The organism is Variovorax sp. GW821-FHT09B01, from assembly GCF_059418345.1.
This window is the reverse complement of the sequence record NZ_JBWKPQ010000036.1, coordinates 14,143-30,388: the sequence shown is the minus strand read 5'-3', so window position 1 is coordinate 30,388 and position 16,246 is coordinate 14,143. Positions and strand designations below refer to the sequence as shown.

The window sequence follows — 16,246 nt, the reverse complement described above, 5'->3', positions numbered from 1 at the left end:
TCTGTCTCCTCGTGTTGCTCAGACCTGGCAGATGGGCCGCCTTGGAGGGTGGCTTTGGATCTCTTGGCGTCATGCATGTTGTCATGACAGGTCAGAATGTATGCGGCTCGTTTTGGCTGGAATACTAGGGGAAACGCTACTGCGATCCGAACCAAATTGCCCGAAGCTGTTATGACATGACAACGAACATCTACCTGGGTATAGACATGGGGTCGAGCAGCCTGAAGGCGCTCGCGCTCGATGCCGACAGCGGGCGCACGGTGGCGCTGGCGCGCGCCGCGCTGCCGCACGACCGGCGCCCCGGCGGCGGTTGCGAGGTGGCCGAGGCGGCGATCCATGCGGCGCTGGGCCGCGTGCTCGGCGCCATCGCGGGCCAGCTCGGCCCGCTGGCCGCCGCGGTGCGCGCCATCGGCTGCACCGGCCACGGCGCCGGCCTCTATGCGCTCGACGCGGCCGGCCGGCTGGTCGGCGGCAGCGCGGTCGCCTCCACCGACCAGCGCGCCACCGCGCGTGCGCTGAAGCTCGCACGGAGCCACGGCGCCGCGCTGTTCGACGACGTGGGCTGCGGGCCCTGGCCCGGACAGCCGACGCTGATCGCGGCCGAGCTGTTCGGCCACGACGCGGTGCAGCGCGGCGAACTGCAGCGCCTGCTGTTCGCCAAGGACTACCTGGGCTTCCTGCTGACCGGCGAGGCTGCCACCGACCTCAGCGACGCGAGCACCGCCGGGCTGGTCTCGCTGGCCAGCGGCCGCTGGTCGCAGCAGGCCTTCGACGCGGCCGGGCTGTCGGACCTGTCGCCGCGCACGCTCGGGCGCATCGTGCCCAGCGGCGAGGTGTACGGCCGGCTGCTGCCCGCGCAGGCCGCGGCCCGCGGCCTGCCCGCGGGCGTGCCGGTGGCCATGGGCGCGATCGACCTGCTGGCCTCGATGACCGCGATCCGCGCCGAGGCGCGCGGCCATGCGGTGGCGGTGTTCGGCACCTGGAGCGTGAACGCCGCGATCGGCCCGGCCACGCCCGCGGGCGCGCCCAAGCCGCCGGTGGCCGCGGTGGTGAACTTCGGACCGGCCGAGCGCCGGCTCTACATGGAGAACAGCCCCTCGTCGATGGCCAACATCGCCTGGGCCGCCGAGGCGCTGGGCTTCGGCAGCGAGCAGGCCGTGATCGATGCCGCCATGGGCTCGCCGCTGGGCGCGCATGGCGTGCGCTTCCTGCCCTTCGTCAACGGCGGCAGCGCGCCGCCGGGCGCGAGCGCGGGCTTCGTCGGCCTGCGCAGCCACCACGGCCGCGCCGACATGGCGCGCGCGGTGGTCGACGCGGTGGTGGCGCTGCATGCGCGCCACCTGGGCCGGCTCGCGGCCCACGGCCTGCTGCCCGGGGCGCTCACCATGCTCGGCGGCGGCGCGCGCGACGCGCGACTGGCGCGGCTGCTGGCCGGCTTCCTCGGCCGGCCGGTCGCGCGCTGCGGCGACGACGAGACCGGCGCGCGCGGCGCGGCGCTCTATGCGGCCATCTCGCAGGGCCTCGACCTCGACGCACCCGCCAACGCCCACCTGCTCGCGCCCTGCGAGACCCTCGCGCCCGAAGCGGGCGACATCCCGGCCTGCGCCGATTTCCTGGCCGGCTTCGATGCGCTGCTCGACAGCCTCGCACCGGCCTTCACCCTGACCACCGGCACCACCCGCATGCCGGATTCCGCACGATGAGCGCCTGGCAACTGCCCTTCACCCGTCCCGCCTCGCTCGCCGGACGCCATTTCTCCACCGTCATCGTCGGCGCCGGCATCAACGGCGTGGGCGTGTTCCGCGACCTCTCGCTGCAGCGCGTGGACTGCCTGATCGTCGACAAGGGCGACTTCGGCGCCGGCGCCAGCAGCGCGCCCTCGCGCATGATCCACGGCGGCCTGCGCTACCTCGAGAACGGCAGCTTCTCGCTGGTGGCCGAGGCCACGCGCGAACGCAACCTGCTGCTGCGCAACGCACCGCACCTGGTGAAACCGCTGAAGACGGTGGTGCCGCTGGCGAGCCTGTTCGGCGGCATGCTGGGCAGCGCGCTGCGCTTCCTCGGCCGGCCGGCCTCGCCGCGCACGCGCGGCCTGCTCGCGGTGGCGCTGGGGCTGCGGCTGTACGACCTGCTGGGCCGGCGCCAGCGCGTGATGCCGGGCCACCGCATCGACCGCGTGCCGCCGCGCGACCGCCAGCTGTTCCGCGCGGCGATCCGCTGGACCGCCACCTTCTTCGACGCCTGGATCAGCCATCCCGAATGGCTGATCCTCGAGCTGATCGCCGATGCCTGCCGCGACCAGCCGCGCTCCACCGCCGTGAACCACTGCCGCGTGATGGGCTGCGCCGGCAACATCCTCACCCTGCGCGACGAGATCACGGGCGAGTTGGTGCGCGTGACGGCCGACACGGTGGTCAATGCCAGCGGCGCCTGGCTCGACCGCAGCACCGCGGTGCTCGGCGGTAGCGGCCCGCGCGTGATGGGCACCAAGGGCTCGCACCTGGTGCTCGACCATCCCGCGCTGCGCGATGCGCTCGACGGCCGCATGGCCTACTTCGAGGCGATGGACGGGCGCGTGTGCATCGTCTATCCCTTCCTCGACCGCGTGCTGGTCGGCTCGACCGACATCCCGGTGGAAGACCCCGACCAGATCGCCACCGAGCCCGAGGAGGTCGACTACCTGCTCGAGGTGCTGCGCGAGGTGTTCCCGAACCTCGCCTTCGACCCGGCCGATGTGGTCTACACCTATGTCGGCGTGCGGCCGCTGGCGCGCTCCGATGCCGACAAGCCGGGCCAGATCTCGCGCGACCACTCGGTGGCCATCGACCCGCCGAATGCCACGCGCGACATCCCGATCGTCTGCCTGGTGGGCGGCAAGTGGACCACCTTCCGCGCGCTGGCCGAGGAGGCCACCGACGCGGTGCTGCGCCACCTCGGCCGCGCGCGCACCGCCTCCACCGACATGCTGCCGATCGGCGGCGGTGCCGAATTTCCGGCCGACGCGGCCGCCACCGAGCGCCTGCTCGAGCGCCTGATGGCCACCGGCGCGAGCCGCCGCCGCGCCCAGGCGCTGTTCGCGCGCTACGGCGCCAAGGCGCTGCCGCTGGCGCAGCGGCTCGCGGCCTCGGGCGACGTGCCGCTGCGGCATGCCCCCGACCACTCGGTGGCCGAGATCGGCTACCTGTGCCTCGAGACCGGCGTGATCCATCTGTCGGACCTGGTGGTGCGCCGCACCCTGCTGGCGATCCGCGGCCAGGTCACCGACGCCGCGCTGGCCGAGATCGCCGGCATCGCGGCCGAGGCCCTGGGCTGGGACGCGCAGCGCCAGCGCGAGGAGCTCCATGCCTGCGCCACCGCGCTGCGCGAACGCCACGGCGTGCGCCTGCAGACCGCCGCCCCGGCCGCGGATTCCCCTTTGGATGCATCATTGATGGCCTCGAAGCCCGTCCTCACGTGAACAGCCCGACCTTGACCGCGCCCGCCCTCGACCGGAATTCCGAATCGCCCCTGTGGGCCCAGTTTCGCGACGCCGTCCGCCTGCAGATCCTGCAGGGCGAACTGCCGATCGGCGCCAAGCTGCCGTCCGAGGCCGAACTCGGCGACCAGTACGGCATCTCGCGCATCGTGGTGCGCGAGGCGCTGGCCGACCTGGTGCGCAACGGCCTCATCTACAAGATCAAGGGCCGCGGCGCCTTCGTCGCGGCGCGCGAGCGCGACGAGGACTTCGTCTCCACCGTGCTGGGCTTCTCCGACGAGATGGAGCGCAAGGGCCGCTCGGTGCGCACCCAGATCCTGACCCAGGAGCTGCGCCTGCCCACCGCGCTCGAGGCCGGCGCGCTCGGCCTCACGGAAGACACGCAGGTGGTCGCGCTCAAGCGCCTGCGCAGCGTGGACGGCGAACTGCGCCTGCTGGTCGAGACCGTGGTGCCGGCCGACATGGCGCCGGGCCTGCACCGCATCCGGCTGGAAGACCGCTCGCTCTACGACGTGCTGCGCCGCCAGTACGGCCTGCGCCTGGTGCGCGCCGAGCGCTGGATCGACGCCGTGCTGCCCGACGCCCGGACCTGCGAGCTGCTGAACCTGCCCGCGCCCGAGCCGCTGCTGCGCATCGAGTCGATCGCCTACGGGCTCAATGGCCGGCCGCTCGAGCACTACCGTGCGCTGCACCGCTGCAAGTCGAGCCGGCTGCACGTGCAGACCACGACCTGAACCGGGCCCGAAGCCTTGCGCACGACGCGGGCTCGGCGGATGGGTGGCCACCGGGTCCGTAAGATGGCCGGTTCTTTCCACCCACTCCGCATCCCCCGCCATGTCCGACCTCGACGAACGCTTCCAGACCGCCCAGGCCAATTCCAAGCTGCTGGCCGAGCGCCCCGACAACCCCACGCTGCTGAAGATCTACGGCCTGTTCAAGCAGGCGACCGAGGGCGACAACACGGCCAAGAAGCCCAGCTTCAGCGACATCGTCGCGCGCGCCAAGTGGGATGCCTGGACCTCGCGCAAGGGCCTGAGCGGCGACGAGGCCAAGGAACAATACATCGCGCTGATCGAGTCGCTGCGCGGCTGAGTGCGTTGCGCGTGCCGTCCGGAAGCGGATGGTGCAGCCAAGCGCCTCGGTGGGAGCAACCCTGACTTCGTCGGGTCGCAGCACCGATCTCTTCAGGGCATTGGCGAAAAATTTCACAAAAAACGGCGTTGAGCGCAAAACAGCCGAGAAAGCCGTTCGTCTTTGAGGTGCCGGAGCATGAACTCCGGCGGCAGCCCACATCGGGCTGTTACACCAACTCAGAGAGGAACCAATGAAAAAATCCGCATCGGCGATCGGACTCCTGCTGGCTGTAGCGCAAGCTCAAGCAATGCAAAAGCCCGTCGAGGAGACCGTTCACTTGCCTAAGCTTTCGGTCGAAGCATCGCAAAAAAGAATCGACTCGCAGGCGACTGTTGTCGCTTGGAGTGACAAATGCACGCCCTGGGGCTTCAAGCCGGGAACACGCAACACTCGCTGCAATTAACCTGACAAAAAAGGCTGCTGCAAAGCAGCCTTTTTTATTTCAAATGAAATCTTTTCAAGATTATTTCAATACAGGTTGCGAGCGGATTGAAAACCGAAAAGTATATTCGGAAGATTGCGCAATCGGCATACTGAGGCCCTCGACCCTCTGGGGCAACGATGGCGACGGAAATTTTTACATCTCAGGCCCAGGAGGAATATCAAGGGCCTCATCCAACGACCCCGATTCTTTTTGGAGTTCATTGATTGCAGCGAAAGCAATATTGTTCGGAACAAAAAAAGAAATAGAGCAATGCCTGCGCCATCTCGATGACGAAAGCACCAGCAGGACATCTTCCTTCTTGATGAGCATCAGCGAGAACTGCGGAGATTTTCTCGCAAAGATTCGAAGATTGCACAGCTCGAGGGCATTGATCCTCGGCTGCGGAGGCATCGGCTCATTGGCTGCCATCAATATGGCAGGAGCGGGGGTCAAGCACCTGCATTTGATCGACGGAGACGTCATCGAGCCCAGCAACATGAATCGTCAATTTTTCTGGACTCCCAAAGACAAGGGCAGGAAAAAGGTGGAGATTCTTCAACGAGAAATAAAGATCCGCTACCCGGAGACGGAATGCAGCGCAAGCGACGAATTCATATCGGAAGATGGAATAAAAGCATTGGCGAAAAATTTCGACATCCTGCTTTTGACTGCCGACGAGCCACTGGGCCTCGGCGCTTCTCTCGCGGAACTGCCAAATCTTGCTGTTGCGGGCGGAGGGTACTTCCATCAGTACATCAGCTTTGGCGTCAACGAGTCGAGGCTGCCTGACGCAGAACCAATAGCCTGGCAGCGCACCCCATTTTTTGTGGGCCCGAGCTTTGGCCCAACCAACACCGAGCTGGCCGGAATGCTTTCCTCCTTCTCCATTCAATTCTTGGCAGCCAATCCCGAAAACAGATCGACCGAAGCATTCACAAGCTTTTGGAACGCTTCAGAATTTCCGCGAAACATCGCCCTCACTACAAAAAATCATGACCACTGAATGCATCTTTTGCAAAATTGCTCATGGCCGTCTTCCCTGTCACAAGATATGGGAGGATGAATCCCACCTCGCTTTCCTTTCCATTTATCCGAATACCTCGGGATGCTCCGTTGTCATCCCCAAGGAGCACTCCCCGAGCTACGCATTTCATCTGGAAGATCCCGCGTTGGTGAAGCTGGTCTTGGCGGCGAAGAAAGTCGGCCTCCTGCTGGATCGCGCGTTCGACGATGTAGGACGCACCGGCATGATCTTCGAAGGGTTTGGGGTTGACCATGTCCACGCCAAGCTGTTCCCGATGCACGGCACGCCAAAGCAGGGGCCATGGCAACCCATCAAGTCGAACGTGGCCAAGTACTTCGATCGCTACGAGGGATATCTGTCATCGCACGATCATGTGCGCGCGGAAGAGCCTGTGCTCGCTCAGCTCGCTGCCCGCATCAGATCGATGGACTGAGACTCAACGAACGATCCCGCGCTCGCGCAGCGCCGCGATCTGGCCGGCGGTCAATCCGATCTCCTCGAGCACCGCGTCGGTGTCCGCGCCCAGCGCGGGCGCGTTCAGGCGGTGCGCGGCCGGCGTGCGCGAGAGCTTGGGCACGAAGCCCGGCACCGACAGCTCGCTGCCGTCGTCCATGCGCAGCCGCTGCAGCATGCCGCGCGCCGCGTAGTGCGGATCGGCCGCGATGTCGGCGATGGTGTAGATGCGCCCGGCCGGCACGTGCGCGGCATCGAGCGCGGCCAGCACCTCGTCGACCGTGCGGCTGGCGGCCCAGTCGCCGATGGCGGCATCGAGCACTTCCACCTGCGCCACGCGGCCCGTGTTGTTCGCCAGCGCCGGATCGACCGCCAGATCGGGCCGGCCGATGCAGCCCATGAGGCGGCGGAAGATGCTGTCGCCATTGCCCGCGACGATCGCATAGCCGCCATCGGCGCAGCGGTAGGCATTGGTCGGCGCGATGCCCGGCAGCGCGCTGCCCGCGGCCTCGCGCACCGCGCCGAAGGCGCCGTACTCGGGCAGCAGGCTCTCCATGCAGTTGAAGACGGCCTCGTAGAGCGCCACGTCGACCACCTGGCCCAGGCCCTTCGGATGCTCGGCGCTCACGGTGGCATGGCGATGCTGCAGCGCCATCAGCACGCCGACCACGCCATGCAGCGAGGCCAGCGTGTCGCCGATCGACACGCCCACGCGCACCGGCACGCGGCCTGGCTCGCCCGTGAGGTGGCGCAGCCCGCCCATGGCCTCGGCCACCACGCCGAAGCCGGGCCGGTCGCGGTAGGGCCCGGTCTGGCCATAGCCGCTGATGCGCAGCATCACGAGCGCGGGATTGGCCGCCAGCAGCGCGTCGGGGCCCAGGCCCCAGCCCTCCATCGCGCCGGGGCGGAAGTTCTCGATCAGCACGTCGGCCTCGGCCGCGAGCTGGCGCACGATGGCCTGTGCCTCGGCCTCGCGCAGGTCGAGCGCCAGCGAGCGCTTGTTGCGCGACTGCACCTGCCACCAGACCGAGGTGCCGTCCTTCATCAGCCGCCAGCTGCGCAGCGGATCGCCCGCGCCGGGCGGCTCGATCTTGACCACCTCGGCGCCGAAGTCGGCCAGCGTGCGGGCCGCGAAGGGGCCGGCGATCAGCTGGCCGAGCTCGATGACCTTGAGGCCGGCGAGCGGGCCGGCGGCGGGAGCGGAGGAGGAAGCGGTGGATGTCGTCATGGCCTGCGAGTGTGCCGCGCGCCGTCGCGAGCGTTCCGCGAGGCTTCGGGGCGGGAAAACACCTATGAATTCTTGACACTGGCACGGCGCGGTCGCGCCCGCCCTTCCGCGCCGCAGCAATCCCGGCCCGCCCGGGCCGTTTCCCTCGGGGAGAAAGCCCTTTGCTGCGCCGCAGCGCAGGCCGCGATGCACGCCACCCGCCCTCGCCCCCGCATCAAAAAAGTATCGATTCGAGCCGCCATCTCTGGTTGTTGGCATCGGGAGCGATTCGTACAGTCCGCCCCAGCTGTCACGCATCCCGAAGAACCGCCCAGCGGCAGAGACAAGGAAACCGAGCCCCATGCAACCCGATCTGGAAATCGTCGAAGTCCGCGGTGACGAATCGTTCGCCTGCTGGGCCCACGGCTATCCCTACCGCACCGTGCGCTGGCACTTCCATCCGGAATACGAGATCCAGCTCATCGTCGAGACCCAGGGCGTGTACTTCGTGGGCGACCACGTCGGCCACTTCGAGCCGGGCAACCTCGTGATGATGGGCCCCGACCTGCCGCACAACTGGATCAGCGACGTGCCCGCGGGCCAGAGCGTGGAGCGGCGCGGCATCGTGATCCAGTTCCCGGCCGGCCTGGTGCAGCGCATGGCCGCGAGCTTCCCCGAGTTCGCGCGCATCGCGCCGCTGATCGCCGAGTCGGGCGCGGGCCTGCTGTTCTCGGCCGAGACCGCGGCGGCCGCCAAGCCGCTGATGGAGGCGCTGCTCGAGGCGCGCGGGCTGCGCCGCGTGATCCTGCTGCTGTCGCTGCTCGAGCTGCTGGCCGCGAGCCAGGACCGCCAGCGGCTCGCGAGCCCGGCCTTCAGGCCCGATCCCAAGGCCTTCATGTCGCACGCCATCAACAACGTGCTGGCCCACATCGCGGCCAACCTCGGCGACGAGCTGCGCGAACCGATGCTGGCCGAGCTCGTGGGCCAGAGCCCGAGCGCCTTCTCGCGCGCCTTCCGCAAGCACACGGGCCAGTCCTTCGTGCGCTACGTGAACCGGCTGCGCATCAGCCGCGCCTGCGAGCTGCTGACCAGCAGCGAGAAGCCGGTGCTCGACGTCTGCATGGACGTGGGCTTCAACAACGTGTCGAACTTCAACCGGCAGTTCCTGCTGCACAAGCGCATGCCGCCGACCAAGTTCCGCAACTTCCACCGCATGCAGGCGGCGCAGGCCGCGCACCTGCGCGGCGCCAGCCCGCCGTAGGCGGCCCGCCCCGTTTCCCGCATCGCCATCGGCGCGGGCCCGTCCGGGCACCGCGCGGGGCGAAGCCTTGCCCGCGTCCTTTCCACCGTCATCACCCAAGGAGACATGCCATGAAGAAGAACATCCTCGCCACCCTCGCCGCGCTGCTGTGCGCCGCCTCCGCCGCGCAGGCCCAGGCACCGAAGCAGCCGCTGCGCATCGGCATGAGCTTCCAGGAGCTCAACAACCCCTACTTCGTGACCATGAAGCAGGCGCTCGAGGAAGCGGCCGCGAGCATCGGCGCCAGCGTGGTCGCGACCGACGCGCGCCACGACGTGGCCAAGCAGATCGGCGACGTGGAGGACATGATCCAGAAGAAGGTCGACATCCTGCTCTTGAACCCGACCGACTCCACCGGCGTGCAGTCGGCGGTGCGCTCGGCCAAGAAGGCCGGGCTGGTGGTGGTGGCGGTCGATGCCAACGCACAGGGCCCGGTCGACTCCTTCGTCGGCTCGAAGAACACCGACGCGGGCCGGCTGGCCTGCGAGCACCTGGCCAAGGCCATCGGCGAGAAGGGCGACGTGGCGATCCTCGACGGCATCCCGGTGGTGCCGATCCTCGAGCGCGTGAAGGGCTGCCGCGAGGCACTCGCCAAGTACCCGGGCATCAAGGTGGTGAGCACGCAGAACGGCAAGCAGGAACGCGCCACCGCGCTCACCGTGACCGAGAACATCCTGCAGGCCAACAAGGACCTGAAGGGCATGTTCAGCGTCAACGACGGCGGCGCGATGGGCGCGCTCGCGGCCATCGAGGCCAGCGGCAAGGACGTGAAGCTCACCAGCGTCGACGGCGCGCCCGAGGCCATCAAGGCGATGCAGAAGCCGGGCTCGAAGTTCATCGCCACCACCGCGCAGTACCCGCGCGACCAGATCCGGCTGGCCATCGGCATCGCGCTCGCGAAGAAGTGGGGCGCCAACGTGCCGGCGGCGGTGCCGGTCGACGTGAAGCTGATCGACGCCGAAGGCGCCAAGAGCTTCAGCTGGTAAGGCGCGGACGGACCCTGGCCGTGACCACGAACGACACCGCCGAGATGCTGCGGCTGGAGGGCGTCTCGAAACGCTTTCCCGGCGTGCAGGCGCTCTCGGGCATCGACCTCTCGATCCGCAAGGGCGAGGTGCATGCGCTGCTCGGCGAGAACGGCGCGGGCAAGTCGACGTTGATGAAGATCCTCTGCGGCATCCACCAGGCCGACGAGGGCCGCATCTACATCGACGGCAGCGAGCGCCGCTTCGCGGGCTATGCCGACGCCATCGCGGCGGGTGTGGGGATCATCTTCCAGGAGTTCAGCCTGATCCCGCACCTGGACGCCGCCGAGAACATCTTCCTGGGCCGCTACCCCACGCGGCGCTTCGGCCTGATCGACAAGGCCGCGATGCGGCGCGCGGCGCGGCAGCTGTTCGACGAGCTCGGCGTGCGCATCGACCTGCGCGTGCCGGTGTGCCGGCTCTCGGTGGCGCAGCAGCAGTTCGTGGAGATCGGCAAGGCGCTGTCGCTGAAGGCGCGCCTGCTGGTGCTCGACGAGCCGACCGCCACGCTGACGCCGAACGAGGCGGACCACCTGTTCCGCATCATGCGTTCGCTGCGCGACCGGGGCGTGGCGATGATCTTCATCTCGCACCACCTCGACGAGATCTTCGAGGTCTGCGACCGCATCAGCGTGCTGCGCGACGGCGCCAACGCGGGCCATGCGGAGGTCGGCGCGACCGACATCGACGCGCTGGTCGAGATGATGGTGGGCCGGCGCATCGAACAGAGCTTTCCGCCCAAGCCGCAGCCGGCACCGCATGCGGCCGGCGCGCGCAAGCTGCTCGAGGTGCCCGCGATCCAGCTCGCGAAGGGCGGGCCGGTCAATGCCTTCGAACTGCATGCGGGCGAGATCCTCGGCTTCGCGGGCCTGGTCGGCTCGGGCCGCACCGAGCTCGCGCTCGGCATGATGGGCGCCGACCGCGCGCACCGCAAGACGGTGCTGCGCAACGGGGCGCCCGTGCGGCTCGACGATCCCACGCAGGCGCTGGCGCACGGCATCGGCCTCTTGCCCGAGAGCCGCAAGGTGCAGGGGCTGATCACCGACTTCACGATCCGCTTCAACATCACGCTCAACAACCTGGGCCGGCACCGCCGCGCGGGCCTGGTGCGCGAGGGCGCCGAGAAGCGAGAGGCCGCCGAGCTCGCGCGCCGCGTGGGCGTGAAGGCGCCGGACCTCGAGACCCGCGTGGCCACGCTCTCGGGCGGCAACCAGCAGAAGGTGGTGATCGCGCGCTGGCTCGGCCACGCCTGCGAGGTGCTGATCTTCGACGAGCCCACGCGCGGCATCGACGTCGGCGCCAAGGCCGAGATCTATGCCCTCATGCGCGAGCTCACGCGCCAGGGCAAGGCGGTGCTGATGATCTCGAGCGAGCTGCCCGAGATCGTCGGCATGTGCGACCGCGTCGCGGTGTTCTCGGGCGGGTCCATCGTGGCCACGCTCGAGGGCGCCTCCATCCACTCCGGCGACATCATGCGCCACGCAACCACAGGGGGTTCGCCATGAACGCCACCGCCAGCCATCCCGCGCCGCCCGCTCCCGCCGGCGGATTCCTCACCGAGTTGCGCCGCTCCACGGCCTTCCTGCCGCTGGTCGGGCTGGTCGCGATCTCGGTCTTCATGATCGTCGCGACCGACAACTTCCTGTCCTGGGGCAACCTGCAGAACATCGCGCTGCAGTCCTCGATCAACGCCATCATCGCGGTCGGCATGACCGCGGCCATCCTCACCGGCGGCATCGATATCTCGGTGGGCGCGGTGGTGGCGCTGTCGGGCACCTTGGCCTCGGGGCTGATGGTGCAGTTCGGGCTGCCGCCGCTGCTCGCGGTGCCGCTGGGCCTGGCCGTGGGCGCGGTCATCGGCCTGTTCAACGGCTACTGCGTGGCCTACCTGCGCATGCCGCCGATCATCGTGACGCTGGCCACCATGGGCATCGCGCGCGGCATCGCGCTGATCTACACCGGCGGCTACCCGATCGACGGCCTGCCCGAGTCCTTCGCCTTCCTCGGCGGCGGCACGCTCGCGGGCATCAAGGTGCCGATCCTGCTCATGCTCGCCACCTACCTCGCGGCCTACGTGCTGCTGAACATGGCGCCCTTCGGCCGCTACGTCTACGCCATCGGCGGCAACGAGGAAGCGACGCGGCTGTCGGGCGTGCGGGTGGCGCGCTACAAGCTGCTGGTGTATGCGCTCAGCGGCTTCACGGCCGCGATCGCCGGCATCGTGCAGGCCTCGCGCGTGACCAGCGGCCAGCCCGGCGTGGGCGTGGGCTTCGAGCTCGACGCCATCGCCGCCGTGGTGATGGGCGGCACCTCGATCGCCGGCGGCCGCGGCGCGATCGTCGGCACCCTCGTCGGCGCGCTGCTGCTGGGCGTGCTCAACAACGGGCTCAACATGATCGGCGTGTCGCCGTACCTGCAACTGATCATCAAGGGCGGCATCGTGTTGCTCGCGATCTTCATCAGCCGCGAGGCAAAGCGCTAGGCCCCTCTTTCTTCTGCCTTGCTCCTTCCCCCTCTGGGGGAAGGCCGGGATGGGGGCACGCGGCGCTCGCTCGGGAGGCTGCGTGCCCCCACCCCGGCCCTCCCCCAGCGGGGGAGGGAGAAACACCCAACCCCTCTCTCTTCACAAGGAACCCATGTCTTATCAAAAGCTCCAGTCCGGCAGCACGGGCGCCATCGCCCAGCTCGCCATGCAGGCCGTCGTCTGCCACGGCCCCAAGGACTACCGCCTCGAGACCGTCGAGGTGCCCGTCATCGGCGCCAACGAACTGCTGATCTCGATCGCGGCCTGCGGCATCTGCGCCTCCGACTGCAAGTGCCATTCGGGCGCGAAGATGTTCTGGGGCGGCGACGGCCAGCCCTCGTGGGTCAAGGCGCCGGTGATCCCGGGCCACGAATTCTTCGGCTACGTCGAGGCGCTCGGCGAAGGCGCGGCCGAGCACTTCGGCGTGAGCAAGGGCGACCGCGTGATCGCCGAGCAGATCGTGCCCTGCGGCAAGTGCCGCTTCTGCACCTCGGGCAAGTACTGGATGTGCGAGGTGCACAACATCTTCGGCTTCCAGCGCATCGTGGCCGACGGCGGCATGGCCGACTACATGCGGCTGCCGCCGACCGCGCGCGTGCACAAAATCCCCGACGGCATCCCGCTCGAGGACGCGGCCATCATCGAGCCGCTGTCGTGCGCGATCCATACCGTGAACCGCGGCGACATCCAGCTCGACGACGTGGTGGTGATCGCGGGCGCCGGCCCGCTCGGCCTGATGATGACGCAGGTGGCGGCGCTCAAGACGCCCAGGCAGCTGATCGTAATCGACCTCGTGCCCGAACGCCTCGCGCTCGCGAAGCAGTACGGCGCCGACGTCGTCATCAACCCGAAGACCGAGAACGCCGACGCCATCGTCAAGGGCCTGACCGAGGGCTATGGCTGCGACGTCTACATCGAGACCACGGGCGCGCCGATCGGCGTGACGCAGGGCCTGGAGATGATCCGCAAGCTCGGCCGCTTCGTCGAGTTCAGCGTCTTCGGCTCGGAGACCAGCGCCGACTGGTCGATCATCGGCGACCGCAAGGAGCTCGACGTGCGCGGCGCCCACCTCGGGCCCTACTGCTACCCGATCGCCATCGACCTGCTGGCGCGCGGGCTCGTGACCTCGAAGGGCATCGTCACGCACGACTTCCCGCTGACCGACTGGGAGCGCGCCTTCGCGCTCGCCAACTCGCTCGACTCGATCAAGGTGCTGCTCAAGCCGCAGCCGCGGACGGCCCCATGAAGTACGTGATCGGCGTCGACATCGGCACGCAGAGCACCAAGTGCCTGCTGGTCGGCGTCGACGGGCGCGTGCGCGCGCAGGCCGGCGTGGCCTACCAGCCCGAGACGCCGAAGCCGCTGTGGGCGCAGCAGGACTGCGCCGTGTGGTTCGACGCCGTGTGCGAGAGCGTGCGTGCCTGCGTCGCGAAGAGCGGCGTCGCGCCCGCCGACATCGCCGCGATGTGCGTGAGCAGCCTCTATGGCGGCGCCGGCATCCCGGTCGACGAGGCCCTGCAGCCGCTGCACCCCTGCCTGATCTGGATGGACCGGCGCGCCACCGCGCAGGTCGATGCGGTGAACGCGACGGTCGACGTCCAGAAGCTGCAGGCGATCACCGGCAACGGCGTGGACAGCTACTACGGCTACACCAAGATGCTGTGGCTCCGCGAGCACCGGCCCGAGGTGTGGGACAGGACGCGCTGGTTCCTGCCGCCCAACAGCTACGTCAACTGGCGGCTGACCGGCGAGCTCGCGGTCGACCACAGCTCGGCCGGCAACATCGGCGGCGTGTACGACGCGGCGCGGCGCGGCTGGTCCCACGAGGCGCTCGGCATGCTGGGCATTCCGGCGCGCATGATGCCGCCGCGGCTGGTCGAATCGAGCGACGTGGTCGGCGGCCTGAAGGCCGAATGGGCCGCGCGGCTCGGCCTCGCCGAAGGCATGCCCCTGATGGGCGGCGGTGTCGATGCCGCGGTGGCCACCTTCTGCGCGGGCGTGACCGGCAGCGGCGACCATGTCGCGATGATCGGCACCAGCATGTGCTGGGGCTTCGTGAGCCCGGGCGTGGATGCGCGCCACCGGCTCATCGGCATGCCGCACGTGTACCGCGGCGCGGACCGCAGCTACGTGTTCGGCGGCGCCATCGCCGCGGGCGCGGCCGTCACCTGGTTCCGCGAGACCTTCTGCCAGGCCGAGCTGGCCGAGGCCGCACGCACCGGCGAGGACGCGCATGCGCTGATCGAGCGCCAGGCCATCGACGTGCCGCCCGGCGCGCAGGGCCTGGTGTTCCTGCCCTACCTCATGGGCGAGCGCAGCCCGATCTGGGATGCGCAGGCCAAGGGCGCCTTCATCGGCCTCTCGCTCGCGCACGGCCGCGCCCACCTCTACCGCGCCGTGCTCGAGGGCGTGAGCTTCGCGCTGCAGCACAACATCGAGGCCGGGCGCCAAAGCGGCCAGCCGCTGGACCCGCGCCTGATCGTGGTCGGCGGCGCGGCCCACTCCGACCTCTGGATGCAGATCGTGGCCGACATCACGGGCTACCCCGTGTTCACCATCGAGGAAGAGGTCGAAGCTGCCCTCGGCGCGGCGATGCTCGCGGCGCTGGGCGCGGGGCTGGTCGATGCGGCGACGGCCGAGCGAGGCTGGGTCACGCTGGTGGAACGCGCAAGGCCCGAGCCCCAGGCGCAGGCCGTCTACCGCGAGCGCTTCGAGATCTACAAGTCCCTCTACCCCGCATTGCGCGATGCGATGCACCGGCTTCAATGAACGCACGACGACAGCACCGGCTGCACCACGACGACGCCTCCCGTGCACAGGGCAGCGGGTGCTTCCCGCAGCGAAATCAAGGAGGAGGCCGAAGGCCGGGGGACATTCGCGGAGGGAAGTACCCGCTGTCCTGTGCACGCCCCCCGAACAAGAGCCACCCGACATGACCCTCACCTTCGATTTCAGCAACCGCAAAGCCCTGGTCACCGGCGCCAGCAGCGGCATCGGCCACGCCGTGGCCACGCAGCTCGCGCGCTCGGGTGCCGCCGTGACGGCAGTGGGCCGCAACCCCGAAGCACTTCACGAACTGGCAGCGCAGACAGGCTGCACACCGCGAGTGCTCGACGTGGCCGACCCCCAAGCCCTCGACCAGGCATTCGCCGAACTCCCCGCCTTCGACCTCGTGGTGAACTGCGCCGGCATCGCGCTGCTCGAACCGGCGCTCGAGCTGCAGGCCCGGAGCTTCGATGCCGTCATGGCCGTCAATGCGCGTGCCGCCGCGCTGGTCGCCGCGCGCTGCGGCAAGGCAATGGCCGCGGCCGGCGTGCGCGGCAGCATCGTCAATGTCTCGAGCCAGGCCGCGCTGGTCGCGCTCGATGCGCACCTCTGCTACTGCGCCTCGAAGGCCGCGCTCGATGCGATCACGCGCTCGCTGTGCCTCGAACTCGGGCCGCACGGCATCCGCGTCAACAGCGTCAATCCCACCGTCACGCTCACGCCCATGGCCGCGCAGGCCTGGGCCGATCCGGCCAAGAGCGCGGCCACCATCGCGGGCATTCCGCTCGGGCGCTTCGCGCGCGTGGAGGAAGTGGTCGCGCCGATCCTCTTCCTGCTGAGCGAGGGCGCGTCGATGATCAGCGGCGCATCACTGCCCGTGGACGGCGGCTACACCATCGCCTGAAACGGCGGCG

At 69.0% G+C, this 16,246-nt stretch carries 15 protein-coding genes; 14 read left to right on the top strand and 1 reads right to left on the bottom strand.

Annotated features, from left to right (window positions below):
* Positions 1 to 176: 176 nt before the first annotated feature.
* The 7 genes from AC07RV_RS43300 to AC07RV_RS43270 all read left to right on the top strand — a co-directional run bounded on the left by AC07RV_RS43300 (position 177) and on the right by AC07RV_RS43270 (position 6,490).
* Positions 177 to 1,703 carry an FGGY family carbohydrate kinase gene (locus tag AC07RV_RS43300; protein ID WP_296779092.1) on the top strand — a complete coding sequence of 509 codons (1,527 nt, stop codon included), beginning with the start codon at positions 177 to 179 and terminating at the stop codon, positions 1,701 to 1,703.
* A complete protein-coding gene (locus tag AC07RV_RS43295) occupies positions 1,700 to 3,457 on the top strand; it encodes a glycerol-3-phosphate dehydrogenase/oxidase (RefSeq protein WP_296779095.1) in 1,758 nt (585 codons plus the stop codon). Before AC07RV_RS43300 ends, AC07RV_RS43295 begins: the two co-directional genes overlap by 4 nt.
* Positions 3,454 to 4,209 carry a GntR family transcriptional regulator gene (locus tag AC07RV_RS43290; RefSeq protein ID WP_208514000.1) on the top strand — a complete coding sequence of 252 codons (756 nt, stop codon included), beginning with the start codon at positions 3,454 to 3,456 and terminating at the stop codon, positions 4,207 to 4,209. The genes AC07RV_RS43295 and AC07RV_RS43290 overlap by 4 nt, the downstream gene beginning before the upstream one ends.
* A gap of 100 nt (positions 4,210 to 4,309) precedes the next feature.
* Positions 4,310 to 4,567 carry an acyl-CoA-binding protein gene (locus AC07RV_RS43285; protein WP_057592544.1) on the top strand — a complete coding sequence of 86 codons (258 nt, stop codon included), beginning with the start codon at positions 4,310 to 4,312 and terminating at the stop codon, positions 4,565 to 4,567.
* A 232-nt stretch (positions 4,568 to 4,799) separates the two neighbouring features.
* On the top strand, positions 4,800 to 5,012 hold the full coding sequence (locus AC07RV_RS43280; RefSeq protein ID WP_444814475.1) for a hypothetical protein: 213 nt from the start codon (positions 4,800 to 4,802) through the stop codon (positions 5,010 to 5,012).
* Between the two features lie 43 nt (positions 5,013 to 5,055).
* Complete coding sequence (locus tag AC07RV_RS43275; RefSeq protein WP_444814474.1) at positions 5,056 to 6,036, top strand: ThiF family adenylyltransferase; 981 nt, start codon at positions 5,056 to 5,058, stop codon at positions 6,034 to 6,036.
* On the top strand, positions 6,026 to 6,490 hold the full coding sequence (locus AC07RV_RS43270) for an HIT family protein (protein WP_296779104.1): 465 nt from the start codon (positions 6,026 to 6,028) through the stop codon (positions 6,488 to 6,490). Before AC07RV_RS43275 ends, AC07RV_RS43270 begins: the two co-directional genes overlap by 11 nt.
* A gap of 3 nt (positions 6,491 to 6,493) precedes the next feature.
* On the opposite strand, the gene AC07RV_RS43265 is transcribed toward AC07RV_RS43270, so the two are convergent.
* A complete protein-coding gene (locus tag AC07RV_RS43265) occupies positions 6,494 to 7,738 on the bottom strand; it encodes a CaiB/BaiF CoA transferase family protein (RefSeq protein WP_296779107.1) in 1,245 nt (414 codons plus the stop codon).
* Positions 7,739 to 8,078: 340 nt separating this feature from the next.
* Between AC07RV_RS43265 and AC07RV_RS43260 the strand changes: the two genes are divergently transcribed.
* From AC07RV_RS43260 to AC07RV_RS43230, 7 genes are all read left to right on the top strand, one after another.
* Positions 8,079 to 8,978, top strand: coding sequence for a helix-turn-helix domain-containing protein (locus AC07RV_RS43260; protein WP_208514002.1), 900 nt, complete (start codon positions 8,079 to 8,081; stop codon positions 8,976 to 8,978).
* A gap of 110 nt (positions 8,979 to 9,088) precedes the next feature.
* Positions 9,089 to 10,003, top strand: a complete 915-nt coding sequence (locus tag AC07RV_RS43255) for an ABC transporter substrate-binding protein (RefSeq protein WP_296779112.1) — start codon at positions 9,089 to 9,091, stop codon at positions 10,001 to 10,003.
* A gap of 44 nt (positions 10,004 to 10,047) precedes the next feature.
* Complete coding sequence (locus AC07RV_RS43250; protein WP_296779152.1) at positions 10,048 to 11,547, top strand: sugar ABC transporter ATP-binding protein; 1,500 nt, start codon at positions 10,048 to 10,050, stop codon at positions 11,545 to 11,547.
* Positions 11,544 to 12,524, top strand: a complete 981-nt coding sequence (locus AC07RV_RS43245; protein WP_296779116.1) for an ABC transporter permease — start codon at positions 11,544 to 11,546, stop codon at positions 12,522 to 12,524. The genes AC07RV_RS43250 and AC07RV_RS43245 overlap by 4 nt, the downstream gene beginning before the upstream one ends.
* A gap of 154 nt (positions 12,525 to 12,678) precedes the next feature.
* Positions 12,679 to 13,812 (top strand): alcohol dehydrogenase catalytic domain-containing protein, encoded by a 1,134-nt coding sequence (locus tag AC07RV_RS43240; RefSeq protein ID WP_296779119.1) that lies wholly within the window; start codon positions 12,679 to 12,681, stop codon positions 13,810 to 13,812.
* Positions 13,809 to 15,335 carry an FGGY-family carbohydrate kinase gene (locus AC07RV_RS43235; protein WP_296779122.1) on the top strand — a complete coding sequence of 509 codons (1,527 nt, stop codon included), beginning with the start codon at positions 13,809 to 13,811 and terminating at the stop codon, positions 15,333 to 15,335. Before AC07RV_RS43240 ends, AC07RV_RS43235 begins: the two co-directional genes overlap by 4 nt.
* A 163-nt stretch (positions 15,336 to 15,498) precedes the next feature.
* Positions 15,499 to 16,236, top strand: coding sequence for an SDR family oxidoreductase (locus tag AC07RV_RS43230; protein ID WP_296779126.1), 738 nt, complete (start codon positions 15,499 to 15,501; stop codon positions 16,234 to 16,236).
* The last annotated feature ends 10 nt before the right edge of the window (positions 16,237 to 16,246 follow it).